At 54.3% G+C, this 26883-nt stretch carries 18 protein-coding genes and 2 tRNA genes; 13 read left to right on the forward strand and 7 right to left on the reverse strand.

What is annotated here, in order from left to right:
* Positions 1 to 262: 262 nt before the first annotated feature.
* On the reverse strand, positions 263 to 1000 hold the full coding sequence (locus tag AEAE_RS02115) for a response regulator transcription factor (protein WP_094689507.1): 738 nt from the start codon (positions 998 to 1000) through the stop codon (positions 263 to 265).
* Between the two features lie 14 nt (positions 1001 to 1014).
* Positions 1015 to 3264: a 1,4-alpha-glucan branching protein GlgB gene (glgB, locus tag AEAE_RS02120; protein WP_094689508.1), complete on the reverse strand. Its 2250-nt coding sequence runs from the start codon at positions 3262 to 3264 to the stop codon at positions 1015 to 1017.
* A 210-nt stretch (positions 3265 to 3474) separates the two neighbouring features.
* Here glgB and AEAE_RS02125 point away from each other — a divergent pair, with 210 nt between their 5' ends.
* Positions 3475 to 4089, forward strand: a complete 615-nt coding sequence (locus AEAE_RS02125) for a CarD family transcriptional regulator (protein ID WP_094689509.1) — start codon at positions 3475 to 3477, stop codon at positions 4087 to 4089.
* A gap of 140 nt (positions 4090 to 4229) precedes the next feature.
* On the opposite strand, the gene AEAE_RS02130 is transcribed toward AEAE_RS02125, so the two are convergent.
* The 3 genes from AEAE_RS02130 to AEAE_RS02140 all read right to left on the reverse strand — a co-directional run bounded on the left by AEAE_RS02130 (position 4230) and on the right by AEAE_RS02140 (position 7099).
* Complete coding sequence (locus tag AEAE_RS02130) at positions 4230 to 4730, reverse strand: hypothetical protein (protein WP_148139941.1); 501 nt, start codon at positions 4728 to 4730, stop codon at positions 4230 to 4232.
* 561 nt (positions 4731 to 5291) lie between these two features.
* A complete protein-coding gene (locus AEAE_RS02135) occupies positions 5292 to 6113 on the reverse strand; it encodes a metal ABC transporter permease (RefSeq protein WP_094689511.1) in 822 nt (273 codons plus the stop codon).
* Positions 6113 to 7099, reverse strand: a complete 987-nt coding sequence (locus AEAE_RS02140) for an ATP-binding cassette domain-containing protein (protein WP_094689512.1) — start codon at positions 7097 to 7099, stop codon at positions 6113 to 6115. Before AEAE_RS02140 ends, AEAE_RS02135 begins: the two co-directional genes overlap by 1 nt.
* 113 nt (positions 7100 to 7212) lie before the next feature.
* Between AEAE_RS02140 and AEAE_RS02145 the strand changes: the two genes are divergently transcribed.
* From AEAE_RS02145 to pyk, 5 genes are all read left to right on the forward strand, one after another.
* Positions 7213 to 8112, forward strand: coding sequence for a tetrahydrofolate dehydrogenase/cyclohydrolase catalytic domain-containing protein (locus AEAE_RS02145; RefSeq protein WP_211277519.1), 900 nt, complete (start codon positions 7213 to 7215; stop codon positions 8110 to 8112).
* Between the two features lie 375 nt (positions 8113 to 8487).
* Positions 8488 to 9993, forward strand: a complete 1506-nt coding sequence (gene rpsA, locus AEAE_RS02150; RefSeq protein WP_094689514.1) for a 30S ribosomal protein S1 — start codon at positions 8488 to 8490, stop codon at positions 9991 to 9993.
* Between the two features lie 252 nt (positions 9994 to 10245).
* On the forward strand, positions 10246 to 10917 hold the full coding sequence (gene coaE / locus AEAE_RS02155; protein WP_094689515.1) for a dephospho-CoA kinase: 672 nt from the start codon (positions 10246 to 10248) through the stop codon (positions 10915 to 10917).
* A 124-nt stretch (positions 10918 to 11041) separates the two neighbouring features.
* Positions 11042 to 13141 carry an excinuclease ABC subunit UvrB gene (gene uvrB / locus AEAE_RS02160; RefSeq protein ID WP_420809216.1) on the forward strand — a complete coding sequence of 700 codons (2100 nt, stop codon included), beginning with the start codon at positions 11042 to 11044 and terminating at the stop codon, positions 13139 to 13141.
* Positions 13142 to 13326: 185 nt separating this feature from the next.
* On the forward strand, positions 13327 to 14766 hold the full coding sequence (pyk, locus tag AEAE_RS02165; protein WP_094689517.1) for a pyruvate kinase: 1440 nt from the start codon (positions 13327 to 13329) through the stop codon (positions 14764 to 14766).
* Between the two features lie 179 nt (positions 14767 to 14945).
* Here the strand turns inward: pyk and AEAE_RS02170 are convergent, their stop codons facing one another.
* Positions 14946 to 15536, reverse strand: a complete 591-nt coding sequence (locus AEAE_RS02170) for an NUDIX domain-containing protein (RefSeq protein WP_094689518.1) — start codon at positions 15534 to 15536, stop codon at positions 14946 to 14948.
* Positions 15537 to 15695: 159 nt separating this feature from the next.
* On the opposite strand from AEAE_RS02170, the gene AEAE_RS02175 reads away from it, so the two are divergent.
* From AEAE_RS02175 to AEAE_RS02210, 7 genes are all read left to right on the forward strand, one after another.
* Positions 15696 to 15769, forward strand: a tRNA-Leu gene (locus AEAE_RS02175).
* Positions 15770 to 15825: 56 nt separating this feature from the next.
* Entirely contained in the window at positions 15826 to 16434 is a 609-nt protein-coding gene (locus AEAE_RS02180) for an ANTAR domain-containing response regulator (RefSeq protein WP_094689519.1), read from the forward strand.
* A gap of 419 nt (positions 16435 to 16853) precedes the next feature.
* Positions 16854 to 20561, forward strand: coding sequence for a DNA polymerase (locus AEAE_RS02190; protein ID WP_420809215.1), 3708 nt, complete (start codon positions 16854 to 16856; stop codon positions 20559 to 20561).
* Between the two features lie 38 nt (positions 20562 to 20599).
* The gene (locus AEAE_RS02195) at positions 20600 to 21559 is read left to right on the forward strand and encodes a Nif3-like dinuclear metal center hexameric protein (RefSeq protein WP_094689520.1); all 960 of its coding nucleotides are present in this window, start codon (positions 20600 to 20602) and stop codon (positions 21557 to 21559) included.
* 96 nt (positions 21560 to 21655) lie between these two features.
* Positions 21656 to 21729: transfer RNA gene (locus tag AEAE_RS02200), tRNA-Pro, on the forward strand.
* Positions 21730 to 21924: 195 nt separating this feature from the next.
* The gene (locus AEAE_RS02205; RefSeq protein ID WP_094689521.1) at positions 21925 to 22944 is read left to right on the forward strand and encodes a hypothetical protein; all 1020 of its coding nucleotides are present in this window, start codon (positions 21925 to 21927) and stop codon (positions 22942 to 22944) included.
* Positions 22945 to 23034: 90 nt separating this feature from the next.
* A complete protein-coding gene (locus AEAE_RS02210; RefSeq protein ID WP_094689522.1) occupies positions 23035 to 24354 on the forward strand; it encodes a hypothetical protein in 1320 nt (439 codons plus the stop codon).
* A gap of 3 nt (positions 24355 to 24357) precedes the next feature.
* On the opposite strand, the gene glgX is transcribed toward AEAE_RS02210, so the two are convergent.
* Positions 24358 to 26595 carry a glycogen debranching protein GlgX gene (glgX, locus tag AEAE_RS02215; protein ID WP_094689523.1) on the reverse strand — a complete coding sequence of 746 codons (2238 nt, stop codon included), beginning with the start codon at positions 26593 to 26595 and terminating at the stop codon, positions 24358 to 24360.
* Positions 26596 to 26883 lie beyond the last annotated feature (288 nt).

A 26883-nucleotide genomic window follows, 5' to 3' on the forward strand; every position in this document is an offset into this window, starting at 1 on the left:
GCTGGCTTTTTGCGAGTCTGCGGTAACGCACCTTCATGCCTCGACGAGGACGAGAGGAGGGCTTGCGAGCGCTGCGAGGGCTGGTGCCAGCAGAAGCAGGGGAGGGAGCGGAAGAATGATGGTGGTGCGCGCGCGGCAAGTTTTCTTGGGTAATGGGCTCGTCAAAAGGTTCTTTCATAGCTGCCTCGATGCGAAACGGATAAGCGGAAAGGGAAAAGTAAAGAAAAAAGAATGCCCCGCCAAACAGCGGGGCAATCACACATCAGGCTTGAGGTTCAGAAGTTGGCGGCTCGAAAGCGTACCCCACACCATGAACGGTACGAATCAGAGAAGCGCCGAGCTTATGACGCAAAGCCTTCACATGAGAATCAACAGTGCGCGTGCCAGAAGCATCCACCCAATCCCACACATCCTCAAGCAGCCTCTCACGGCTCAACACCGTACGAGGACGGCGAGCCAGAGTAGCCAAGAGATCAAACTCGGTAGGGGTGAGATGGATGAACTCACCATCTTGCTTGACTTGGCGCTGAGCTGGATCAATCACCAAAGAGCCGAAGTCCAGAATCTTCTCATTCTGAGAGTTCTGAGCAATGACCTTGGCTCGTTCCACACGACGAAGCAGTGCCTTGCAGCGGGCAATCAGTTCGCGCATAGAGAAAGGCTTGGTCATGTAATCATCGGCACCAGCTGCCAAACCAGTCACCTTATCTTGCTCATCATCACGAGCCGTCAGCATCAGAACAGGAACCATGCGCTGAGAAACGATCTTGCGCGTGGCTGTCAAACCGTCCATGACGGGGAGCATGACGTCCATGATAATCAGATCGGGCTTGAGCTGAGCCGCTGCAATAACAGCATTCTGGCCATCGCCTACCACGCGCGCATTCCAGCCTTCGCTCGAAAGGCGCTGGGCAATAGCAGTAGCCAAGGTCGGCTCATCCTCCACTACCAAGATAGTTGGCGGCTCCTGATTAACAGCAGTCAGTGAGGAATCCAACATGATTCTCCCTTCGCTTAGTCTTCAGGCTCAAAGATTACAGCAGAAAGTGGAGGAACGGTAATATAAGCCGAAGCAGGGCGAGAGTGGAACGGGCCACCGGTTGCCTCAAATGGCTCATTATGTGCGCCATTACCGTCATACTTCACATCATCTGTATTAATCACTTCGTGCCAGCGTCCGCCCTGTGGAAGGGCGAGCTGGTAATTATTCCACTGAGAACCAGAGAAGTTCACGACCACGACAACGGGATGCCCAGCCTTGTCATAACGCACATACGAAAGGGTGTTATGGTCGGAATCATCCGAAGTGAGCCACTGGAAGCCTGACTGGTCAAAGTCCAACTCCCACAGGGCAGGAGTGTTGCGATAGTACTCGTTGAGGTCAGCAACCAGAGTCTGAACACCCTTGTGGTCAGGCGAGCTCAAGCACGTCCAATCCAGCGACTCATTGCTATTCCACTCGTTGAACTGGGCGATTTCATTGCCCATGAAGCTCAACTTGCGGCCAGGGTGCGTCCACTGATAGGCGAAGAGCTCACGCACTTGGGCGAAACGTTCCGGGTCACTTCCTGGCATCTTGCCAATCAAGGAGTGCTTGCCGTACACAACTTCGTCGTGAGAAATAGGCAAAACGTAATGCTCCGAGTAGGCGTACACCAAGGAGAAGGTGATCTCATTGTGGTGCCACTTGCGGTTAATAGGCTGTTCGGCCATGTACTGCAAGGTGTCGTGCATCCAACCCATATTCCACTTGAAGCCAAAGCCCAAGCCGCCTGCCGAAGTAGGAGCAGTAACTCCTGGCCATGCGGTCGACTCTTCGGCGATGATCACCGTGCCCGGGTTGTTCTTATATGCCGTAGCTGTTGCTTCCTTCAGGAAGTCGATAGCCTCGAGGTTCTCGCGGCCACCGTAACGGTTTGGACGCCACTGCCCAGGCTTACGCGAGTAGTCGAGGTAGAGCATGGAGGCCACGGCGTCCACGCGCAAACCATCAACGTGGAATTCCTTCATCCAATAGATGGCGTTTGCCACGAGGAAGTTGCGCACCTCATTGCGGCCAAAGTTGAAGATGTAGGTGCCCCAATCAGGTTGCTCACCGCGCATCGGGTCAGGGTTCTCGTACAACGGAGTGCCATCGAAGCGGGCGAGGGCGAAATCATCCTTCGGGAAGTGGGCTGGAACCCAATCCATGATGACGCCGATGCCTTCCTCATGGGCGCGATCCACCAAGTAGCGGAAGTCATCCGGAGAGCCAAAGCGAGAATCAGGAGCGTAATAGCCCGTCACCTGGTAGCCCCACGAGCCGGCGAATGGGTGCTGAGCCAGCGGCAGGAACTCCAAGTGGGTGAAGTGCTCTTGCTTAACGTAGGCGATGAGCTTGTCGGCCATATCGCGATAGCTTAAACCGCGAATCCACGAGCCAGCGTGCACCTCGTAGATGCTCATCGGAGCGTTGTGAGCGTTCTTCTCGCGCCTTTGCTCCATCCAAGCGTTATCTTGCCACTCGTAGGTAGAATCCACGACGATACTTGCCGTACGCGGCGGTACTTCGTGGCTAAACTCCATCGGGTCGCACTTTTCCGTCCACTCATTATTGGCATTGAGAATCTGGTACTTGTACTTCATACCAGCGCGCAAGCCTGGAATGAAGATTTCCCAAATGCCGGAGTGTCCCATCGAACGCATGGCGTACTTGCGGCCATCCCAGCCGTCAAAGTCACCGATAACGCGAACCACATGGGCGTTTGGTGCCCACACGGCGAAGGAAACACCGCTCAATGAGTGGGATTCTGGGTCGTCAGGCGAACCCATCGGGTCGTCGAAGGTGCGCACATGAGCGCCGAGAACCGTCCACAGTCGCTCGTGACGGCCTTCGCCAATGAGGTATTCGTCCATCTGGCCAACAGTGGGCAGGAATCGGTAAGCGTCATCTTCGAGGAGGCGAGTGCCATCTTCGTACTGGGTACGAACGCGATAGTCAGGAATGGTATAAGAGCCATCTTCACCACGCTGTGAAGGTACAACTGCAACGAAAACGCCGTTCCACTCATGCTGTGCAGCAAACTCACCATCGGCAGTGATAATGGTCACCTGCTTTGCCAGAGGTTTGAGGACGCGCACCGTTGTGCGTCCCGCATTCTGCGGATGCTGGTGAGCGCCCAGAATCGCATGCGGATTGTAGAAGACGCCGTTGGACACAGCGTCCAGATCATTATGGTCAACCGCCAGCGGTACGGCCGGCGTCATTGTCAAATCATCAGCCATACCTTCACAGTACATGATTTTCACAAAGTTGCGATGTTTTCGTGAAGAACAAACGCCGAAAACTGAGATTTTCTTTCGAAAACGCGGTGTACAGGGCATTTTCACTCACTCTTCACGCCAAGTCCACACATGAGGCCATAATGGTTGAGTTTACGCGGAAAAATTACTACTGTTGGGAATTTCTACCTCCCAGCAGGGTGGGGGTCTTACATGGCATATCAAGTTGGTGATACTGTCGTCTATCCACGTCATGGTGCTGCCCGCGTGGTGGATATTTTTGAGCGCGAGCTTCGAGGGGTGAAGCGTCAGTACATCAAGCTACAAGTTCTTTCTACCATTGCCGACAATGACCTTGCTATTGAGCTTCCCATTGACAACTTGAAGAAGGTTGGCGTTCGCGACATCGTTGATGCTTCGGCTATTGACGCAGTTTTCGAGGTGTTGCGCACTCCTATTGAGGAAGAGAAGACGAACTGGTCGCGTCGTTACAAGCTCAATGTGGAGAAGATCGACTCAGGCGATGTGGACAAGATCGCTGAGGTTATTCGTGATCTTGCCCAGCGTGACGATGAGGAGCATGGTCTCTCTGCTGGTGAGAAGCGCATGTTGGTGAAGGCTCGTGCTGAGCTTTCCTCGGAAATCGCTCTGGCTGAGAAGATTAGCACTGAGGAAGCAGAGCATTTGCTCGACGTGAACTTGGGTTACGCTCGCCCTACGAAGGAAGACCTTTCCCATCACGCTCAGTTCCCTGATGAGCCGGCAAGTGAGACGCTGAACCGTATTGCCAACGAAAAGAAGGCAAGCAAGAAGCGCAAGTCTGCTTGATAGTTTCACTACGCGCTTCGTGTAGTGCACAGAACAGTGGAGGGCGATGACGGTTTCCGTCATCGCCCTCTTGCATTGATAGCTGGCGGTTATACCACTTGTGCGAGTGGCTTATCAGTCAACTCGTGAGGCTGCTCCTGTTAGATGAGGATGTCGCTCTCCTGGATGAGAAGCGAAATCCTCGGCTCAGCATTCTTGGCCGATACAGTCAGCGAATCCACTCCTAGGAACTTCTTTACTGGAATTGCGGAAACAGAGAGATTTCCATCGCAGGGTATCCCGCCAATGCTCTTCATATCAACCGCACGTCGTTCATCACCCTTATTAAGAGTGATCGTGAAGTCAGCCTGATATATCTCCGGATCATCAGATTTGCACGCGAAGAACACGTAATAATAGTTCTGTGAAGAACTCGCCTTTGCAATTTTTGTAGTGGAGGTGAGGGACAGGGCGTGTTTCTGAGTAACTAACGAGCCTAATGTGCGAACATGAGCTTGCTGTGACGAATCCTTTTCAGCCTGTTTCCACGCGGTTTCTTGTACGAACTTTTCGTATGCTTCCTTTGAAACAAGTTTGTCTGTGGGAAAGAGAGCTGTTTTGTTGATGCCGTATCCACCAATGTGGTTAACAGACTTCAACACCACGGGCTTTGCATCCTTGTGTTGAGAGGAGTTTGCGCAACCAGCAGTGATCAGCCCTGTTGTCAGAGAAAGCACAACTGCACTTGCCAGCGCTGTGCAGCGGCGAAGAATGGGGTGAAATATAGTTTAACCTTTACTGTGCCTTTATGGTGTTGAGTAGCTCAAGAGAATGAACTCTCGAGGAGAATCAGATGACAGGAGAAATGAGCAGCAGGAATACTCGATATCTTCAGTATTCATATTGGTTCTCAGCCCTGCGAACCGCGGTTGAAGAGATCGTATCACTGCTGAACGTACTGGTCTAGTACATCACATGCAGTTACGGCAGATAGTGGGGTCAATTCTGAGCTCTGTGGGTGAGCTCAGTCCTTCTCTTTCCAGAGAAAAGAATTAATCAAAGGCTCAGAAAATTATTGAGGAAAGAAAGATTAACACAAATAACGTGTTATCAGAGCTGATAGGAAAATGCCGGGAAGAGAGCTCCTCCAAAAGGAGGAACTCTCTTCCCGGCAGCGATGGAATGAGCAGATCTGCACTCAGACCTCAGCGGACTGATAATCTTTAGAGCTCCTTACGCAAAGAGCGAACTAAGGACTGTGACACTGCCCAGATGACAGTAGAAATAGTAACGATAGCAAAGCTGGGAGGTACAGGGACAGCTGCAGCAATAAAGAGACCGCCCCACAGGGAAACCAAACAAATCAAGCTAGCCCAGAGCATTGAGGTAAGGGGAGAGCGAGCAAAAACCTGAGCTGCAGCAGCCGGAGTGACTACTAAAGCAAAAATGAGCAGCGTACCAACTGCTTGAACGGAAATGGTAATTACGGCAGCCATCATCGCCATGAAAATCATATTCATCGCCTGAATCGGAATGCCCTTGGCCTGAGCAACATTCTCATCCACCGTGCTAAAGAGCAAAGGGCGGTAAATAATCGGCAAAACGACCAGCAAAACGACGTCAACAGCGGCAATGACGAGCAGCTGAGAAGGCGAAACCGTGAGAATCGAGCCGAAGAGAATCGACTGCATCTGAGCGTTCGCAGCGCTTGACATACGAGCAAAGAACAAGCCTAAGCCCATGGCAAACGCAAGAATCGAGCCAGTCGCCACCTCGCGCTTACTCGCCTTCTTACCCATCGCACCAATCGTGAGAGCGCCGGCGAGGGCGAAAACACCCAAGCCCAAACTCACGGGCAAACCGAGCAGAGCAGCACCAGTAGCGCCAGGCAGACCAATATGAGCCAGAGCATGCGCGGCAAAAGCCGTCTTTCGAGCAATCACAAAGTAACCAATAATGCCTGCGGTAATAGAAATGAGGAAGCCAGCAATAAAAGCATTCACCATAAAGGGTGTCTGCAAAGTAGAGAGAAGAGAAGCATTCATCAGCGCACCTCCATTTGACGAGCGTTATCATCGGCCGGCTTGTTATCCGAGTGGAACCGAGCAGCCTCAGCAGGGGTATGAGTGTGAATCGGGCGGTTTTCAGGCTCGACATGCGGGTCAGGGCGGACGAACATATCGCCCTGAACAGTCTTCAGGACCTCCACCTTCGTGCCATACAAGTGAGTGAGAAGTTCAGAATCCATCATCTGGCCGATCGGAGCGTAGTGAGGGTGACCATCCAGCAGGTAAATAGCGCCCGTCAAAATAGGCAGCAACACATTGAGATCATGCGCCACGATCTGAATGGTCATGCCGAGGTCCTCAGCCAGGTGAGCAAGCACATCCACCAAGTCGCGCTGACCAGCAATATCAAGATTTGCCAACGGCTCGTCCAGCAACAGAAGCTCAGGGTCGGAAACAAGAGCTTGAGCAATAGCAACGCGCTGACGCATACCGCCTGACATTTCCGAGAGGCGCAGCTTGCGGTGGTTTTCGATGCCGGCGAGCTGGAGAGCTTGGGTGATTTTGTCGCGCTGCTGGTCGCTCATGCGGTGAATGCCGAAGCGCGTACCATCCAAGCCCAAACGCACCGACTGCTCTGCAGTGATATTCGAATCGATATCAGAAGCATAGTTTTGCGGAACATAGCCGATTTTCTCGTTGGCCTTTCCTGCTGGAAGGCCCAGAACTTCGACGCTTCCGTTGCTCAGGTGCAGCAAATCAAGCTCGACATCGAGCAGGGTGGTTTTGCCAGCTCCGTTGGTTCCCACGATGGCGGTGACAGTGCCGCGGGGGATGGAGAAGTTGCCGTCAGTCCAAATGACACGATGCCCGCGCGTTACCGTGGCGTTGGTAAAGCGCACGGAGGGGGAGGATTGCGCGCCGTGTTGTTGCGTGCTGTGTTGTCGCGTGTGGTGTGCGCTGAGGTTTTCCTGTGCACCTTGTTGTACGCTCTGTTGTACGTTGTGCTGCTCTGTTTCGCTCATGCTTCTATTCTTCCTCGCTTTTGTTTCTGCCGTTTGCCTAGCTCTCAATTTCGAAATAACCAGTCAGTATACGCATTTGAACTCGACGTATGCAAGCCGGTAGTATGAAATTCATGGCACAAGGTAAGGCACAAGTTTTAGATGGTCGCGTGTGCGCGGCTGAGGTGAAGAAAGACCTCGCTTCTCGCGTTGAGGCACTGGTCGCTGCTGGGCACCGCCCTGGTTTGGGAACGCTTCTGGTGGGGGACGATGTCGCTTCGCATAAGTACGTCGCTGGCAAGCAGCGCGATTGCGCCCAAGTTGGCATTGCCTCCCTCTCCGCCGAGCTTCCTCAGTCTGCGTCGACAGATGATGTGCTTCAGCAAGTGGAGAAGTTCAACTCTGACCCCGCTTGCGATGGTTTTATCGTTCAGCTTCCCCTACCTGCTCAGGTGGACCGCGATACTGTGCTCAACGCGATTGACCCTGATAAGGATGCCGACGGATTAACAGCGCAAAGTTTGGGCCGTTTGATGCTTTCCGTCTCTGGTGAGCTCAATTCTTCTGTAGCCTGCACCCCTCGTGGCATCGTGAAAATTTTAGATTTTTATGGTATTCCCCTGGCTGGCGCCGTTGTTGCAGTAGTTGGCAGAGGATTAACAGTGGGTAGGCCTCTGACAGCTCTTCTGACCAGAAAAAATATTAATGCCACAGTCATTGCCTGTCATACGGGCACTCGCGATCTGGGAGCGCTCACTCGCCAAGCCGATGTCGTGGTTTCTGCTGCCGGCAAGGCTCACTTGATCACTGCTGACATGCTGCACCCGGGTGCTGTGCTGGTGGACGTGGGCATTTCCCGAGGAAGTGTGGACCCAGTGAGCGGAAAGATGCATATTGAAGGCGACTTTGACCCTTCCTGCTATGAGGTTGCTTCCGCTTACACGCCTAACCCAGGTGGAGTTGGGCCGATGACTCGTGCCATGCTGCTGGAAAACGTGGTGGAAGCTGCAGAGCGCAAGTACTTGCACAGCTGACAAGCATCTGCATCGCTGAAGGGCGGCGCACTGCGTGGCTGTGTTGTGCAACCGTGTGGTGGAGCCATGGTGAGCGCACGGCACGTGCGCGGATCAGTGCAAACGAATGGTGTGTCGTGGGTGAAGAGGCGCAGTGATAATCTTGAGCGACACGCCGTAACGACACGCCCGAAGTATGCAGAGAGAATGATTGTAACGGCAAAGTTACAGTCTGAGCGAAAAGATACGCGCTATGCGTTAGTATCGAAAAGGTGCTTGGGCGGGAGTGTACCTACCGCAATGTCGGCAAGTATTCACCGTGCGGGCCCAGCGTCCAAGAAGGCGCTCATAAGTGAAGAACGATCTTATCCAAACTATCAAGAAACGTATCAATCTATGTCTGATACCAACGCAGAGGTTCAGAAGGTCGCCATTAACGATATTGGCACCAAGGAAGACTTCATTAAGGCGGTCGACTCTACCATCAAGAACTTTGATGATGGAGACATCGTCACTGGAACCGTCGTGTCCGTTGACCACGACGAGGTTCTGCTTGACATCGGTTACAAGACCGAGGGTGTCATTCCGTCCCGCGAGCTGTCCATCCGCAAGGATGTTGACCCAGATGAGGTCGTGAAGCTGGGCGATCAAATTGAGGCTCTTGTCGTCACCAAGGAAGACAAGGAAGGTCGTCTGATCCTCTCGAAGAAGCGTGCTCAGTATGAGCGTGCTTGGGGTCAGGTCGAGCAGATCAAGGAGAATGACGGCGTCGTCGAGGGTACCGTCATCGAAGCTGTTAAGGGCGGCTTGATCGTCGATATCGGTCTGCGCGGCTTCCTGCCAGCATCCCTGGTTGAAATGCGTCGCGTTCGTGACCTGTCTCCATACATCGGCACCACCATCAAGGCCAAGGTGCTCGAGCTCGACAAGAACCGCAACAACGTTGTGCTCTCTCGTCGTCAATACCTCGAGGAGACCCAGTCTGAGGTTCGTGCTGAGTTCATGAACAAGCTCAAGAAGGGCCAGATTCGCGAGGGTACCGTTTCCTCCATCGTCAACTTCGGCGCATTCGTCGACTTGGGCGGTGTGGACGGACTCATCCACGTCTCCGAGCTGTCTTGGAAGCACATCGACCACCCATCCGAGGTTGTCAAGGTTGGTCAGAAGGTCACCGTCGAGGTTCTCGACGTCGATCTCGACCGCGAGCGCATCTCCCTGTCTCTCAAGGCAACCCAGGAAGATCCATGGCAGAAGTTCGCACGTACCCACGTGCCAGGCCAGATCGTCAAGGGCAAGGTCACCAAGATCGTTCAGTTCGGCGCATTCGTTGCCGTTGAGGACGGTATTGAAGGCCTCGTTCACATCTCCGAGCTTGCTGATCGTCACGTGAACAACCCAGCAACCGTGGTTGAGCAGAACGAGCCAATCTTCGTCAAGGTGATCGACGTCGACCTCGATCGTCGTCGCATCTCTCTGTCCCTCAAGCAGGCCACCGACTCCGTCGACCCAGCTTCCGAGGACTTCGATCCAGCTCTGTATGGCATGCCAGCAGAGTACGACGAAGAGGGCAACTACAAGTACCCAGAAGGCTTCGACCAGAACACCAACGAATGGTTGCCTGGCTACGAACAGCAGCGTGAAGAGTGGGAGCAGCAGTACGCTGCCGCCCGCGAGCTGTGGCAGGAGCACAAGGCATTTGTTGCCAAGCTGCGCGCCGCTGCAGAGAAGTCTGCTGAAGAGGACCACGAGGCTGGTAACGAGGCTGAGGCTCAGGCTGAGGCTCCAGCAGCAGCTGAGGAAGCACCAACCACTTACCACTCTGAGGTTTCCAACGAGGGTACCCTGGCTTCTGATTCCAAGCTCGCTGAGCTGCGCAACAAGCTGCTCAACAACCAGGAGTGAGTCACTCTGTGACTCAGCAACAGCTGAGCTAATTGCTGAACAAGCTCTTATAGCGTGATCAGCAGCGCGAGAAAGGGAAGGGGACGTCTACGGACGTCCCCTTTTGCGTATCAGCGTAATTATTTTCATTATTGTAAAATTCACTGAAGGAAAAGTATCCAGTGAAAGAAATTCCGCACTTTGTACAACCTAGCGTGACATAATCAAGAAACGGATAGGAGAGACAATCCTTTGAGGCCTAGTGGGGGTTCAATGTTTTCTCGCGTCGCGGTAACTGGCGGTATTGGCGCCGGTAAATCAACCATTACAAAGCACTTGCAGGAGCGAGGAGCCTTCGTTATCGACTACGACGAGGTGAGTAGAGAAATCGTTGCCCCGGGAACCGACGGCCTGCGCCGCGTTGTCGACCTGTTTGGCTCGGAGGCTCTCAACGCAGACGGAACAATGAACCGCAAATGGGTCAGTCATGAAGTTTTCGGTCGTCCTGACCTACGCAAACGTTTTGAATCTATCATCCACCCGCTTATTTTTGCTGACGCAGAAAAACAAGAATCGGACTGGATTGCCTCGCTGACAGGCCGATGCGAACTGTCCCAAGGAAGCGGGCGCTCTGGCCATTACTGCAAGCCGGGCAGCCCCCACCGCATCGTCATTCATGAAATTCCTCTGCTCGCAGAAACGGGAATCGCACGCTGGTTTGACACTGTTATTGATATTGAAGCACCCGAAGAGGTGCGCATTCAGCGTCTCATTGAATCGCGCAATCTCAACCGTGCAGAAGCGCGAGCTCGCATTGCCTCGCAAGCCAGTGAAGAGCAGAGGCGCCAGATTGCCACTTATGTGATCAACTCGGACAAGCCACTGCAAGAGGTGTATGACGAAGCCGATCGCATTTACGATAAGCTGTGCCACCTCGAAGGCTGAGCCGCGGTAAGCCGAGCTGTGCACTAAACTCAGCGCAAGCCCGCGGTAAAACACTTAAAGCCCCATAGGACTGTGAAGGAAAGCTGTGTCAGGTTTAAGCCAAGAATTCGTTGAAGAGTATGGCATCAAACGCACCAACAAGCCTTTCGTGGTGAAAGCGCCCTACAAGCCCAGCGGCGACCAGCCTCAAGCAATCCAACAAATCGTCGATCGCATCAATGCCGGCGAAACCGACGTCGTTTTGCAAGGCGCCACCGGAACAGGTAAAACAGCAACCGCCGCCTGGGTTATCGAAAAGCTGCAACGTCCAACGCTTATCATCGAGCCCAACAAAACCCTGGCTGCACAGCTGTGCTCCGAGCTACGCCAGCTCATGCCTGATAACGCCGTCAACTACTTCGTTTCCTACTACGACTACTACCAGCCAGAAGCCTACATTCCTCAGACGGACACGTTCATCGAAAAGGATTCCGACATTGATGACAACGTAGAACGCCTGCGCCATGCAGCAACCGCAGCACTTCTCACTCGTCGCGATTGCGTCGTCGTAGCGACGGTCTCCTGCATTTATGGCTTGGGTACGCCAGAAGAGTACGCCAAGCAAATGCTGTTCTTGCAACAAGGCCAAGAGATTGACAGGCAAAAGTTACTGCGTCGTTTCGTCGACATGCAGTACAAGCGCAATGATCTGGCCTTCACGCGCGGTACTTTCCGCGTGAAAGGCGACACCGTCGAAATCATCCCTGTGTACGAGGAGAACGCCGTTCGCCTCGAATTCTTCGGCGACGAAATCGACCGCATCTCCACGCTTAACCCGATCACCGGCGATGAAATTGGGGAAGAGGAGCAAATCCAGATTTTCCCCGCCACTCAGTACGCCAATGGCCCGGAGCGCACGAAGCACGCCATTCAGACCATTCAAGAGGAACTGGACGAGCAGCTCGCCAAATTCAAGAAGGAAGGCAAGCTCCTCGAAGCTCAACGTTTGCAACAGCGTACTTCGTACGACTTGGAAATGCTCTCTCAAGTGGGAACCTGCTCGGGTGTGGAGAACTATTCTCGCCACTTTGACCAGCGAGCAGCAGGAACGCCGCCGCATACGCTGCTGGACTTCTTCCCCGATGATTTCCTGCTCATCATCGATGAGTCGCATGTTACCGTTCCCCAGATTGGTGGCATGTACCACGGTGATATGTCCCGTAAGCGCACGCTCGTGCAATACGGTTTCCGCCTGCCTTCGGCTATGGATAACCGCCCGCTGAAGTGGGATGAGTTCGAAAGTCATATCGGTCAAACGATCTACTTGTCCGCAACTCCGGGCGACTATGAGCGTGACCGCAGCGATGGGGTAGTGGACCAGGTGATCCGCCCAACAGGCCTTCTCGACCCTCTTATCGACGTTCGCCCGACGAAAGGCCAGATTGACGACCTTCTTGACGAGATCAACCAAACCGTTGCTCGTGGTGAGCGCGCATTGGTGACGACCTTGACGAAGAAGATGGCAGAAGACCTCTCTGACTACCTGCTTGACCATGGCGTCAAAGTGAAATACTTGCACTCGGATATTGACACGTTGAAGCGCGTGGAATTGCTGCGCGAACTGCGAGAAGGCAAGATCGACGTCATCGTAGGCATTAACCTCTTGCGAGAGGGTTTGGATTTGCCTGAAGTATCCTTAGTGGCAATCTTGGACGCTGATAAGGAAGGCTTCCTGCGCTCGTATCGCTCTCTTATTCAGACGATCGGTCGCGCGGCGCGTAATGTGCACGGCCATGTGGTGATGTATGCCGATACAGTCACCGACTCCATGCGCCAGGCGATTGACGAGACGAAGCGTCGCCGTAGCGTTCAGGAAGCGTACAACAAGAAGCATCATCGCACGCCTCAGCCTCTGGTCAAGAAGATCACTGACGTCAACGACATGATCGCCAAGGAAGACGTCGATACGCAAAGCTTGCTGGCCGGAGGTTACCGTAAATCCACCTCGGCGGCAAGCTCTCATTACGGAATCCCAGCCCAGGACGAGCAAGAGATTACCAGGAGGCACGAGGAGCTCGAGAAGGCTGGAATGCCAGCCGAAGAGCTCAACTCTCTCATCCGCGAACTGGATGCAAAGATGAGGCAAGCCTCCGAGCAGCTGCAGTTTGAGCTGGCCGCTCGACTGCGCGATGAGATCATGGATTTGAAGAAGGAATTGAGGGCGATGATTCGCGCTCAAAAATGAGCAGAGTAAGCGAAACTTTCCCCGTGATTTCGCCGCTTATTTGGGTGTGTTGTGCGTTAGGGGCTGGCGCTAAGATAGAGGCGTCAAGGACTGGCGCGGCCTTCTACATCGTGATGGCTTGGCTATCAGGGTTGGAATAGTCCGCTGGCTCGCGATCAGTCAACACTCAAGTGAGGTATGAATTCATGCGCAAAGGCAAGATCGTAAACACTCAGGGTCCAGCAGTTGAGGGTTATGAGAACGCTCTCAAGCTTGTGCAGGCCGGCATGGATGTGGCACGTCTGAACCGCTCTCATGGCACCGTCGAGGAGCATCTCGCTAACTACAACAATCTGCGTAATGCTGCTAAGGAAGCTGGCCGTAACCTCGCCATCCTCGTGGATATCCAGGGTCCAAAGATCCGTTGCGGTTGGTTCAAGAAGAACGCTGAGGGTGAAGACAAGGTCGTCCTGAAGGAAGGCCAGGAGTTCACCATTTCCAACGATCCAGAGATTATTGGTGACGAAACCCACACTGGCTGCACCTTCGAGGGTCTGCCTCAGGATTGCCACCCAGGTGATCCAATCCTCATCGACGATGGTAAGGTTCGCCTCGAGGTCACCTCTGTTGAGGGCAACGAAGTTCACACCAAGGTTGTCGTGGCTGGTCCAGTGAGCTCCCACAAGGGCATCAACCTTCCAGGCGTCGCCGTCTCCCTCCCAGCTCTGACCGAGAAGGATGAGGCTGATCTGCGTTGGGGCGTCAAGGTTGGCGCTGACATCATCGCTATGTCCTTCGTGCGTTCCGCAAAGGACATCGAGCGTGCACACGAGATCATGGACGAAGAGGGTCGTCGCGTCCCGATCGTCGCAAAGATCGAGAAGCCACAGGCAGTGGAGAACCTCGAAGAGATCGTTAAGACCTTCGACGGCATCATGGTTGCTCGTGGCGATATGGCAGTTGAGATGCCATTCGAAGAGGTCCCGCTGGTCACCTACCAGTGCATCGAGCTGTGCCGCAAGTACGCCAAGCCATGCATCGTGGCAACCGAGGTTCTTGGCTCCATGGTCAACTCCCCAGTTCCATCCCGTGCAGAGGCTTCCGATTGCGCTAACGCCATGCTCGGCGGCGCCGATGCAACCATGACCTCCAACGAGACTGCAATGGGTAAGTACCCATTCGACACCGTCAAGGCAATGGCTCGCATCTCCAACTACGCAACCGAGAAGGGCTACAACCGCATTCCAAAGCTCGACCCAGCAAAGATCGACCTTTCCAACGGCGGCGCAACTGCACTCTCTGCTGTTGAGTTGGCTGAGAAGTCCGGCGCACAGGCAATCGTTACCTTCACCGATAACGGCCGTGCTGTGAACCAGATCTCTCGCTTCCGTCCACAGGCTCCAATCTTCGGCTTCACCACCGATGCTCACAACTTCGGCTGGATCACCCTGTCTTGGGGCACCACTGCTGTGATGAGCGAGAAGAAGGCTTCCGAGCTCTCCAAGGCTGAGCTTCTCTCCTTCGTGGATGAGACCCTCAAGGCTAAGGGTGCTGTGAAGGCTGGCGATCAGGTTGTCGTCTCCCTCTCTGAAGCTGGCGAGCTGCTCGATGGCGAAGAGTCCGTCGTTCTGCACACTGTTGCCTGAGCTTACTGAAGTAATTTCAGAATAATCAGCTGAAGGGTGTTGCTACAGAGTTCTGTAACAACACCCTTTTTCATGTGTGCTGGAGTTGTATGCCGCGTTGACAATCTTCAGCATGAAAAATGCCCGTCAGGGAACAAAGAAGGTTCCTAGGCGGGCATGAGTTTATGAGGATCAGTAATTCACTGATCCAAGCCGCGGTTGACAGCGTGAAGCACGGCAATCACCGTCTTGGCGTCGAGAATTTCACCGCTCAAAACCATCGAATAGGCCTCATTGAGGGTGAGCCAACGAATGGAGGAGCGGCGCATATCAATGCCCTTCACCTCACGAGAAACGTCGGTCAGGCCATTAGCCAAGAAGAGGGAAGTGTAGTGAGTCGAGTAGCTTGGCGTGTTGATGAAGCGCAAAATCTGCGTGTAATTCTCAGCAACCAAACCAGCTTCCTCGCGCAGCTTCTTTGCTGCGGTCTTCACTGGGTCTTCGCCTTCTACCTCCGCGTGGCCTGCAGGAATTTCCAAGGTCCAACGGTGCGTAGGAATGCGGTACTGCTCGATGAATGGAATTTTCCCGTCGCCGCCGACAGCAAACACGGCAACAGTGTCCCCGCGATGAGTGTGAATGATTTTGCGAGAGAAGTGTCCAAAATTCGCTGCGTGAAGGTTAACTTTCTCCACCTGGAAGTAGAAGGCGTCATCGATAGTTTCGCGAGAGTCTTCCACAACCGGAGGAACGCGCCATGGATCAAAACGTCGATAAGTCTCGTCCGCCATAAAAATCTCCTTTGTGGATCGGGGCGGATCAGCATGATGACACTGGTCCCTACTTTCTATTTTAGATTCAGCGGTCTAGATTGGTAGCTCACCACGCCGTACACGCCGATGTGTTTGCCGGTGAGGTGTTTGTGATACACTAATGCAGTCATTGAGAAAGCCTCAGTATCCCAACCGGTAGAGGAGACAGACTCAAAATCTGTACAGTGTGGGTTCGAATCCCTCCTGAGGCACTTTTATGAACAGATCTCCAGAGCGGCAGATCTGTCCTCCTGAGAAAGGCAGTGACATGGCAAGTCAGAAGAAAGAGACTGCAAACGAGGAAACTCCTCGTCGTGTGGTAGTCGCTGAAGACGAGGCCCTTATCCGCCTCGATATCATTGAATCTTTGAAATCCGCTGGTTATGACGTGGTCGGTGAAGCTGCCAATGGCGCGGAAGCTATCGACTTGGCTCGTGCCAACCACCCTGATGTGGTGATCATGGATGTGAAGATGCCAGGAACTGACGGCATTACCGCTGCCAAGACGATTACCGATGAAGGCATCGCCCCGGTCGTTATGCTCACGGCATTCTCGCAGCGAACTCTCGTCCAGCAGGCTGGCGAGGCAGGTGCTATGGCTTACGTGGTCAAGCCTTTCGTTCCGGAAAAGCTGTTCCCAGCCATTGAGATTGCCATGACGCGATTCCAGCAAATGCAAATTTTGCGCGACCAGGTTTCTGACCTGAAGGAACGCTTCGAAGCTCGCAAGAAGATTGACCACGCCAAGGGTCTGCTCCAAGAGAACATGGGCTTGAGTGAATCGGAAGCCTTCCGCTGGATTCAAAAGACCTCTATGGATCGTCGCCTGACCATGGCAGAAGTTGCTGAAGCAGTGATTGCACAGGTCAAGGGCTGAGCTAATTCAATAAGAGCTTGGCTAAGAAGAATCTCGGTCAGCAAGAGCTTGGTTAACAAGAACGGTAAAGCTGGTATCTTCGGATACCAGCTTTTTTATTCTCATCAGCGTGAGGGCGTCTCTTTGTTCCTCACGGCTGAAGTCGGTACTCTTAAAGTATGAGCGAAACGAGCACGGGTATGAATGAAGCACAGGAAAGCCAGAGCGAAAGCGTCGCACAGGCACAGGCGGTTATGATGACCGCAGCGGGCAAAGAGCTTGCCCCTGATAATCCTGAGCTACTCACGACAACAGCAGGGCAGGGCGAGCCAGAGGAAATGACCGACGACAAGATTGCCGAAGGTGTTGCCAAGGCCGTCGCTAAGGAAAAAGACAGGAGTTTGGAGGAGCTGGAGGCCAGTATTCCTCAAGTTCCCAAGATTACCAACCCGAAAGGCCGCCTTCTTGTGGTTGACGGCCATTCTCTCGCCTTCCGCGCTTGGTACGCCTACAACGCCGATAATTTCACCAACGGTAAAGGCCAAGCAACCAACGCGGTGTACGGCTTTATGAGCATGCTCTCTGATGTGTGCCGCAAAGAAAAGCCAACTCACCTCGCTGTCGCTTTTGATGTGAAAGGCGGCACCTTCCGTAATGTGATGCTCGGTGGTTATAAAGCTACCCGTACTGCCGCACCTGAGGAATTGTTGAGCCAGCTGCCGCTGATTCAACGCATGCTCCATGCTCTGACCATTCCCTACATCGAAGTGCCCGGCTATGAGGGCGATGATGTGATCGCAACTCTGGCCGCCCAAGGTGAGCTTCACGGCTACCAAACCCTCGTGCTTTCTGGCGACCGTGACTCTTTCCAGCTTATTGACGACAACGTGACGGTTCTCTACCCGGGTTATCACTTCTCTGACCTCAAACATATGACGGCACAAGCCGTGTTGGAGAAATATAAGGTCACTCCTCGCCAATACCCTGATCTCGCGGCAATTCGTGGCGAGACTTCCGACAACATTCCTGGCGTTCCTGGGGTCGGTGACGGCTTTGCGGCGAAGTGGATCAACCAGTATGGCTCGCTCGCTCAGCTGGTTGCGCATGCCAATGAGCTCACTGGCAAGAAGGGTGCGGCTTTTGCTGAGATGACCGACCAGGTGATGCTCAATCGCCGTATTAACGTGGTGCGTCGCGATGTTGATTTCACCGTCGATTTTGACGCGCTCAAGATTACCACTGTGGATGTTCCTGCCCTCGACGCTATTCTTTCTGAGCTCAATTTCGGCCAGCATACGCGCCAACGCCTGCTCGATACTTTCGCGCAGGGCAAGAGTGCTGGCGCTGCCCAGAGTGCTGGCGCTGGTCAGAGGACCACGGGTCATACGAGCGCCGCTCAGGCTGTGAGGAGCGCGGGCGCTGGTCAGGGTGCTGGTAGCGCTCAGATCGCTGGTAATGTGCAGGCTGCTGGCGGTGTTGGCAGTTCCGCCGCGACTTCGGCTGCTGCTGACGCTGATATGAACACTCCGCCGACCCTCTTCCAAGGCTCTGAACCGGGCGATAACAGTACTTCCGCTGCTCGGGACGAGGACTATTTCGACGACTCCTCAGTTCCAGTTACCCCAGTTCCACTGCTCACTTTTGACCATATTGGCGGTTCGACGAACGCTGAGCCTGCTGACGTTGAGCAAGCAGCCCTCGCGTCCTACTCGACGCTGACTGCAGCACAGACCAAACGCGCAGGTGAGGTGCCCCATTTCTCCACGTATGAACGAGGGGAAAAGGAGCAAGCACGATTCAGCTTTGATAATCTCAAGCCAACCGTGTTGACCGCCGGCTTACCAGACGCCGAAAAGCTAGAAAAGTGGCTTTCTGAGCACCCCGCCAGGAAAGCCCAGCGAGTGGCAGGAGCCCAGGCTGCGCAATTTTCCAACGCGCCGATCAACCCCGACACGCCTGACGAGCAGCAGGGCAGCGTCGCCAATGCGTTGGGAACCGTGAAGAACGCGCGTCAATCTGCGATGGACACGCTTCTCGTGCTGTTGGAAGGCAACTCTCAGCCAGGCAGGGCGAGGGCTGACACCTTGTGGCTCGTTGCGCCAGACCATCATGCGCTGAGAATTGACCTGCGCAGCATGAATCTTGCGGCCGGCCCGTCGTGGGACATGAGTGATAATGCCACCGGTCAGTATGCTGCTGGTGAGGATGCTGCTGGTCACGATGCCGCTGGTGAGGATGCTGCTGGTCACGATGCCGCTGGTGAGGATGCTGCTGGTCAGGATGCCGCTGATAAGGCTGACTCACAGCTTGAGGAGAGCGACGAGGAAGAAACCAAGGGCTTGAGCGAAGAAGAAGCCCTCGAAGCTCGCGTTGCCCTCCTTTCCGGCTCTATTCCAGTAGGCCAAGCTCTCAGTGACGGCGAGATTCTCGTCACCGACGACTCACAGGCGGCCTTCGACCTCTTCGCTGATGAAGGCGCAGCCGCGAAGAGTGATGCTGGAGAGCAGATTCGCCGCGTGCTCAACAAAGCCTTCCAGCAAAGGGCCATCAGCGTGTGGGGTTACAAGGAATCTCTGCTGCTCGCCCAAGCGGTCGGCCTGAAACTCGCCACACCTGCTTTCGACATTAAACTCGCCGCATTCCTCACCTCGCCGGATAAGCCGTGCGAAACCGTCGAAGAGGCGGCACGCACCTTCCTCGGCATTGAGCCGGTGCTCAAAGAGGTTAAGCAGCGTAAGGCGAAGCTCGACTGGTTGGCTGGTAAGCTCGTGCGTTCGCGCGCTCACGCCTTTGCGCGCCCGGCCTACCTGATGGCTTTGCAACGCTACCTGGCACAGCTCGTCGACGGCCACTGCCAGTTTGGCTTGCTGACCAATGTTGAGCTGCCGGTCTCGCAGGTGTTGGCGCGTATGGAGGAAGCCGGAACGAGTGTCGATTCGGCGAAGTTGGAGGAAGTTTACCAAGATTTCCACTCCCAAGCTCAGCAGGCCGAACAGATTGCTCTCGACGTGGTGCGAAACCATGAGAATGCGCTGAATCCTCATGCTGATAATCTTGAGGCGCAGGGGGAAGTGAACCTCAGCTCGCCGCAACAGTTGCAAACAGTGCTGTTCACCACGCTGGGGTTGAAGGGTACCAAGAAGACGGCGCGTGGCTACTCCACCGACGCGACGGAAATCGACAAGCTCATCGTCAACTATGCGAATAATGAGGAAGCGATCACCTTCCTGACCGCTCTCAAGCGTTTCCGCGAGCAGACGAAGCTGGCCGCGATGGTGGAAAACCTGCAGTCGACCGTCAACCCTTCGGATAACCGAATCCACACCACGTATACGCAGACGGTTGCCGCAACAGGACGACTGAGCTCGCTTGAGCCGAACTTGCAAAATATTCCGAACCGCACGCCTGAAGGTAGGGAAATTCGTTCGACTTTCGTCGCCCGCCCGCGCTTCACGAGCCTTTTGAGCTCGGATTATTCGCAGGTGGAGCTGCGTATTATGGCTCATATGTCCGGCGACCAAAGCCTGATCGACGCCTTCCGCTCTGGCGCGGACTTCCACAAGTACGTGGCGTCGCTGGTGTATTCGGAGCCGGTCGAGCAGGTGACTGATTCGCAGCGTACACATGTGAAGGCGATGAGCTACGGCCTGGCTTATGGCTTGTCCACCTTCGGATTAGCACAGCGTTTGGAGGTGAGTAACCATGAGGCTGAGGAGCTGAAGAATAAGTACTTCTCCACGTTTGGCAAAGTGCATGACTTTTTGGAGTCATTGGTTTCTCAAGCTCGCCGCCGCGGGTACACGGAAACCTTATTTGGCCGCAGACGCTACTTCCCGGAGCTGCTCGGAACGGATCGTCGTGCTCGCCAGGCGGCTGAGCGAGCAGCGTTGAATGCGCCCATTCAGGGTACTGCTGCCGACATTATGAAGCTGGCGATGATCCGCGCGCAGAAAGCTTTGGATGAGCACCATGTGAAGAGCCAGATTTTGCTGCAAATTCACGATGAATTGGTGGTCGGCTTGGCACAAGGTGAGGAGGAGCTCGTTACTAGGCTGGTTAAGGATGCGATGGAAAACGCTGTGCATCTGACCGTGCCGCTGAGTGTGTCTACGGGTGTGGGGCCAGATTGGATGGCTGCTGCTCACTAATGGGCCGCGGGCTCGCAAGCCACAGAAACGGAGGAATGATGCTGCTACTCGCTCACGTCGTACAAGAACTGGAAAAGCTTTACCCACTGCGATATGCGGAAAGCTGGGATCATCCCGGCCTGATTGTGGGAGACCTCGCACACCCTGTGCGCAAAATTTATATGGCTGTCGACCCGACCAAGGCCATCGTGGAAGAAGCGAAGGCTTGTGGTGCTGACCTGATCGTCACCCATCATCCGCTCTTCTTCCGTTCGGCGCATGAAATGTCAGGTTTAAGCCATAGGGGAGCGATCGTCTCCGAGCTTTACCGTAGCGGTATCGGCCTGTGGGTGGGGCATACGAATGCGGACGCTGCTCATCGCGGGGTGAGTGAAGCGTTGGCTGATGTTCTCGGAGTGCGCAACTATAAGCCGTTGGTTGCTCTGTCTGACCCGAGCTCTCCTTATGATGGCGAGCTTGGCCTGGGGCGTGTGGGCGAGCTGGAGCAAGCGATGAGCTTGCGAGATTTCGCTGAGCGTGTCAACGCAGTTTTGCCGCCGACCCACAGGGGAATTGACGTCGCTGGTAATCTTGAGATGCCCGTAAAGAAGGTTGCCGTTCTAGGAGGTTCTGGCGACTCGGAGTTTGATGCAGTGCGTGCGGCGGGGGCGGATGTGTATGTGACCTCCGACTTGCGTCACCACCCAGTTTTGGATGCCGTTGCGCAGGCTGACAATGAGGCGGCGCTTGCCCAGCTCGGGATTATCATTGCCAGCGAGCGGGTGCAAGAAGTGAGCTTACCAGCGGATTATTCTGGCTTCCCACATCCGGCGTTTATAAACACCCCGCACTACGCTTCAGAAAAGCCATTCTTAACCTACGCTCAGCATGATGTGGCTCAGGTGGTGCGTGAAAAGTATGGCCTGGAGCTGGAGATCGCGATTTCGCCGACGGACACGGACCCGATCGTGCTGCATTTAAGCTCACCTATCGAGCCGGTGATGCCGAGCGCGAAGTGAGCAGCGGAGAAGTTTTCTGATTTCCGCGTGTCGAAACTAGCCAAATGGGAAAGTGCACACTATAGTAAAAGAGTTGCCCACCGCGGTGGATGACATCGGACCGTAGCGCAGCTTGGTAGCGCGTCTGCTTTGGGTGCAGAATGTCGCAGGTTCAAATCCTGTCGGTCCGACAATCAGGGGATGAACTCAGGTTCATCCCTTTTGCGTATCTGGCAATCTCAGCTCATCTGAGGCTTGGCTTCTCTCCAGATTATCAGTGTCCGAAAGTGGCAAGTGTGAAAATCATTCTCTAGAACGATGGAACAACCATGCCAGCTGTGCCACACTAAGTATCTTGGTAATAGAGGCGAGGAAACGAGGTGAGCATGAGCAACAACGAGCCTCATCATCGTTACATCCATCATCTTTCCCAAGAAGAAATCAACGAAGCAGCAGCCGCGCGTGACCCCCATATTCGAGAAATCCTTGAGAGGGAATCACGCACGCCTTTCTCCCGTTTTGCCTACGATTGGGCAACTCTGCGCACTCTTCACGGCCAAGAAAAGCGTGACTTCTTCAGCCGTCACCTGCTCTCGCCAGTACTCATTTGCATCATCCTCGCCGTGTGCATGCTCATCAGTGTGGGCGTGGTGTTGCAACGCCCAGACGTTCCTGTCGTCCGCGTTGAGACGATTAACATGGGCGAGTACAAGGGGCAGCTCAACCAACTCGCCGCGAATTTCAGCGACTCCGACCCTGTTCTTGGCCATGATGATGTGCTGATTGACGCACAGATGAGTATGACTCGTTCTCGCCTGACACGGCAAAACTTGTGGAGCAACCTCAAAGACCCTCGTCAGCAGCGCTATTATTCCGGCAATGAGAACAAACTGGGCGCTAAAAAGGAAGGTGTGCGCAATGGTGCTCATAGGAGTAGCCAGGATGGCGGCAGTGGCAAAGAGGGGCTGCACACTCCTTCTGATGAGCGCAACCAGCAGGATGGCACGCGCGAATCTGGCACACGCGAATCTGGCACCTGGGGCCGCTTCTTCCAGGGTTTTGCCTCCGCTCTTCCTCGCATGCGCACCCGCCGCGTCTGCCCGGCAGGCCAATGGGTTGCCGATCGCCACATCTTCGCGCGCATGGTGCACTTGCACTGCATCGAACCTCTGCCTCGCGTCGTCGATACCAGCGTTCTTGATAATCTCAAGCATTCCGGGGCTCGCTTTGTCGACAAGAACGGCAAGATTACCAGCAATATTGAGGCTTCCTACGGCTTAGATTTAGGCTCGGCGCCACAATGGGAAAAGCTGAAACTGCCCGACGACGCTTGTTTTGGCGCCTCGATCACCCAGTATGACGTGAAATACTTGCGTCAGTTCGTCACCTTCCTCTACGAAAAGTAAACTCGCACAGGGCAGGCGGCTTCATATCTGAGTCATAGCTGAGTCATGTCTGTGGCGTGCGCTGGGCTATAGTGGGAGCGAGGAGGAGTGATGGGACGCAATCAAAAAGCTGAAACCGGCGGAATTATTGCAGCTGTACTGTCGCTTTTTGCCACTTACGCCATTCTCATGGGAATCGACCAATTCACTAATGTGCAACATGCGGATGTGAATATTCGATTCCTCGTCTGGTCGGCAGTCATCGCCTGCTGTGCGGTGGTGAGCTTCATCATCGGCTACGCACGGCTCTCCAATTCTTGGACGTCGCGCTTCGGGCTGTGGATTCCGATCCGCAAATTCTTTGAAGTCGTCTCGCTCTCGGCCATGTACGCGCCAACTGTGCTCCTCGTCGCTTTCTTCACTATGCGAGTCACCTACACAACCGTGGGCTACCAAACAAACTCGCTCTTCTTCCATGGCATGGTCTCCGTCATCGCAGCAGTAAGCAGTTATTTCGGCTTCGTCCAAGGAGAAATGTTGACCGCCAAGATGGTGGTGAGCATCCTGCCGGTCTTCGTGATTTCAGGCGTCATGACCGCAGCACTGACGACCACCGACCTCAACTGGTGGCGTGCGAACTTCTCGGAGCTGGGTGATTCGACGTCGTTCGCGGCGAATATGTTCAACTTCACACTCATCATGTGCGGAATCTGCGTGGTCATCGTCTCTTACTTCGCTGTATATGAGCTGATCGGCTCGCATGATCAGTACCTCGCGTGGAGAGCGAAAGTCGGCCTTCCCACAACCATTGAGCCGGGCTATTACACCCGAAAGCGCAAGCATATGTGGGCTGTAGTGAAGTCGGCGATGCAGACGAATTACGCGCCGGAAGAGAGCTTACAGGGCAGCAAGCAGGCTGATAATCTTGACCCTGAGTTGCGAGCTTTACGCGCCCAGATTATCACTGACAAATCAGCCCTCTACCCTTACTTCAGGCTTCGCTGCTATGTTTTGCTCGCGCTGCTCGTCATCACCGGCCTCATGCTTTCCGGAGTGGGCGTGTTTCGCTACACGCCACACCCCGATATGCATAATTTCTTCGCCCGCGGAATGATGGTGCCAATCTACACGCTGCTCGTGGCCTTGCCGATTCTTGCTCCTCAGTTGAACAGAATCGTGTATGCAGTGAGTTGGGCTGAGGTGCTTTTCGTCATGCTCTCCGGCCTCAGCTGGCTCAATGGGGAGACGACGCTGACCAATGTGGAGGCGATCACCTGGCTGCTGTTCATGGCGTGGTTCATCATTTTCTCGCGTCAGATTGCGTCGATCGCCGCAGACAGAGAGTATGCGCAGTCGCGTTACTCTCTGCTGAGCGATCAGGTGAACAGTTTGCCTTCGGAAACGGCGTCGCGCGTCTCCCCAGAAGCGTGAGCTTCAGTTCTCCGAGCCCTCCTGGCCATCGCCAGAAACGTTCATCAACCCCGCCTTCGCGCGCTCATTCAACCTGGCTTCGCGCAAACGAGCAGCAGCCTTCTGGGCAATCTTGCGCTCATCATGAGGAGTGAGCGAATGCAGCAGCAAGAAAGAGTAGGGCTGTGCGGTCAGCGTGAAGCCAGCATCATAGGTGTACGCTGGAGCATCCGGCTGATACGTGTCAACCTCGACTCGCCACTTCGTCCCATACTGCTTATCGGGCAGAGTGAAAGCAATTGGCTCATAGTAAGCGTTGAAGATGAGCAAGAAATCATCGTCACGCTTGGGGTTTCCCAGCTGGTCTTTCTCGCCTAGATCATGGCCGTTCAAGAACACCATAATGGACAGAGCATAGAACTTATTCCAGTCGGACTTATCCATGATGCGGCCCGAATGGTCGAACCATTCAATCTGAGCAGGGCTGCTGGAAGCGTCGTGCGCAGGACGCGATTCAAAGTAACGAGAACGGTGGAATACCGGGTGGTCACGACGCAGCTTGATAATCTTGCGCGTAAATTCCAGCAAAGCACGGTCGTCATCGTCCAGATCCCAGTTGTACCAGCTAATCGCGTTGTCCTGACAGTAAGCGTTGTTATTGCCTTGCTGTGTGCGGCCCATCTCATCGCCGCCCAACAGCATCGGAACGCCTTGGGAGAACATGAGAGTGGAGAGGAAGTTGCGACGCTGACGGTGACGCAAATCCAGCACGTCGGTGATTGTGGTCGGGCCTTCCGTACCACAATTCCACGAGCGATTATTCGAATCACCATCGCGGTTGCCCTCACCATTAGCCATATTGTGCTTCTCGTTATAGGAAACGAGATCGGTGAGAGTGAAGCCGTCGTGAGCAGTAATGAAGTTGATGGAGGCCTGAGGCTTGCGCCCATTGTGCTGGTACAAGTCCGACGAGCCGGTGATGCGAGAGGCGAAAACCGGCAGGGTAGAGGTTTGGGAACGCCAGAAATCGCGAGCCGTATCGCGGTACGCGCCATTCCACTCCGACCAGTTCGACGGGAAACCACCCACCTGGTAGCCATTCTCACCTGTATCCCACGGTTCGGCGATGAGCTTGGTGTGGGAGAGAACAGGGTCGGTGTCCACCATGTCGAAGAAGCTCGAGAACTTGTCAAAATTACCGTTCTCGCGACCCAGTGTTGCGGCAAGGTCGAAGCGGAAACCGTCCACATGCATGTCGTGAGCCCAATAGCGCAGCGAATCGACGATCATCTGCAACTGGTTAGGGTAGCGCATGTTGAGCGAATTGCCTGTACCGGTCGTGTCGAAATAGTGCGCCTCATCGCCCTGTACCAACCGATAGCTCGCCGCATTGTCAATACCACGGAAGGAGAGGGTAGGTCCGTTGTGGTTGCCCTCAGCAGTGTGGTTGTACACCACGTCGAGAATGATCTCGATGCCGGCGCGATGGTAAGCCTTGACCATCGACTTGAACTCAGCAACCTGCTCGCCTCTCTCACCCCAACTGGCGTAGTTAGCGTTCGGAGCGAAAAAGCCGATAGTGTTGTAACCCCAATAGTTCGCCAGACCCCTCTTTTGCAAGGTGGAATCCTGCACGAACTGGTGAACAGGCATCAACTCCACCGCCGTCACACCGAGCTTCTTGATGTAGCTGATGACGCTGGGGTGTGCCATACCCGCGTAAGTGCCGCGCAAGTCGCCAGGAACATTAGGGTTTAAATTTGTAATACCGCGAACATGGGTTTCGTAAATAATCGAGTCGGAGAGGGGAGTTTCTGGCTTGCGGTCATTCTCCCAATCGAAGTACGGGTTGATGACGACAGCTTTGGGCATGGACTTCGCCGAATCCATAATGTTGAGTTTGCCATGACTGGGATCGTCAAAGTAATACGAGTACAAAGTTTCATCATCGTGGACTCGGCCTGCGATAGCCTTCGCATAGGGGTCGAGGAGAAGTTTATGCGGGTTGCAACGCTGGCCATGTGCAGGGTCCCATGGTCCATAAACGCGGTAGCCATAACGCTGGCCAGGGTAGACTCCAGGCACATACACGTGCCACACTTTGGCGTCACATTCCTCAACGGGGATTCGAGTTTCTTTGTCATCATCGTCGAAGAAGCAGAGCTCAACAGCCGTTGCTACCGAGCTAAAGAGTGCGAAATTGGTGCCTTCGCCATCGAAATTGGCACCCAGTGGATAGTTCTTACCTGGTCTGGTCTGCATAATTCCTCCTGGGTTTAGTTTATCAGTTTTCTCCGGCAGTTTTGACGACTATGCTCAGCTAAGAAGAGGCGGAAATGAAACCTGCAGAGATCAATGGTGATGACAGCGCATCATTTTTAACGTATATGCTCTGACGAGTCGTGGGCAGATCAGGCCTTCACTAACACCACAAGCCAAAAGATCAACCTCACCAAGCCTGACGATCATGTTTTCCGAGCAGCGACCTATTGGCATATCACTGGAGTGCGTCAGGAGAAAGAGCAAGAAAAACTCAACGCAAAATGGTCA

Source organism: Aeriscardovia aeriphila (assembly GCF_002259595.1).
In the GTDB taxonomy this organism is placed as follows: domain Bacteria; phylum Actinomycetota; class Actinomycetes; order Actinomycetales; family Bifidobacteriaceae; genus Aeriscardovia; species Aeriscardovia aeriphila.

Bases quoted from the DNA above. Each gene is read 5' to 3' on its own strand.
- pyk (WP_094689517.1), top strand. From the start codon at position 13,327: ATGCGCAAAGGCAAGATCGTAAACACTCAGGGTCCAGCAGTTGAGGGT.
- AEAE_RS02170 (WP_094689518.1), bottom strand. From the start codon at position 15,536: ATGGCGGACGAGACTTATCGACGTTTTGATCCATGGCGCGTTCCTCCG.
- AEAE_RS02210 (WP_094689522.1), top strand. From the start codon at position 23,035: ATGGGACGCAATCAAAAAGCTGAAACCGGCGGAATTATTGCAGCTGTA.
- AEAE_RS02145 (WP_211277519.1), top strand. From the start codon at position 7,213: ATGGCACAAGGTAAGGCACAAGTTTTAGATGGTCGCGTGTGCGCGGCT.
- AEAE_RS02180 (WP_094689519.1), top strand. From the start codon at position 15,826: ATGGCAAGTCAGAAGAAAGAGACTGCAAACGAGGAAACTCCTCGTCGT.
- coaE (WP_094689515.1), top strand. From the start codon at position 10,246: ATGTTTTCTCGCGTCGCGGTAACTGGCGGTATTGGCGCCGGTAAATCA.
- AEAE_RS02125 (WP_094689509.1), top strand. From the start codon at position 3,475: ATGGCATATCAAGTTGGTGATACTGTCGTCTATCCACGTCATGGTGCT.
- AEAE_RS02140 (WP_094689512.1), bottom strand. From the start codon at position 7,099: ATGAGCGAAACAGAGCAGCACAACGTACAACAGAGCGTACAACAAGGT.
- glgX (WP_094689523.1), bottom strand. From the start codon at position 26,595: ATGCAGACCAGACCAGGTAAGAACTATCCACTGGGTGCCAATTTCGAT.
- AEAE_RS02135 (WP_094689511.1), bottom strand. From the start codon at position 6,113: ATGAATGCTTCTCTTCTCTCTACTTTGCAGACACCCTTTATGGTGAAT.
- AEAE_RS02205 (WP_094689521.1), top strand. From the start codon at position 21,925: ATGAGCAACAACGAGCCTCATCATCGTTACATCCATCATCTTTCCCAA.
- glgB (WP_094689508.1), bottom strand. From the start codon at position 3,264: ATGGCTGATGATTTGACAATGACGCCGGCCGTACCGCTGGCGGTTGAC.
- AEAE_RS02195 (WP_094689520.1), top strand. From the start codon at position 20,600: ATGCTGCTACTCGCTCACGTCGTACAAGAACTGGAAAAGCTTTACCCA.
- rpsA (WP_094689514.1), top strand. From the start codon at position 8,488: ATGTCTGATACCAACGCAGAGGTTCAGAAGGTCGCCATTAACGATATT.
- AEAE_RS02115 (WP_094689507.1), bottom strand. From the start codon at position 1,000: ATGTTGGATTCCTCACTGACTGCTGTTAATCAGGAGCCGCCAACTATC.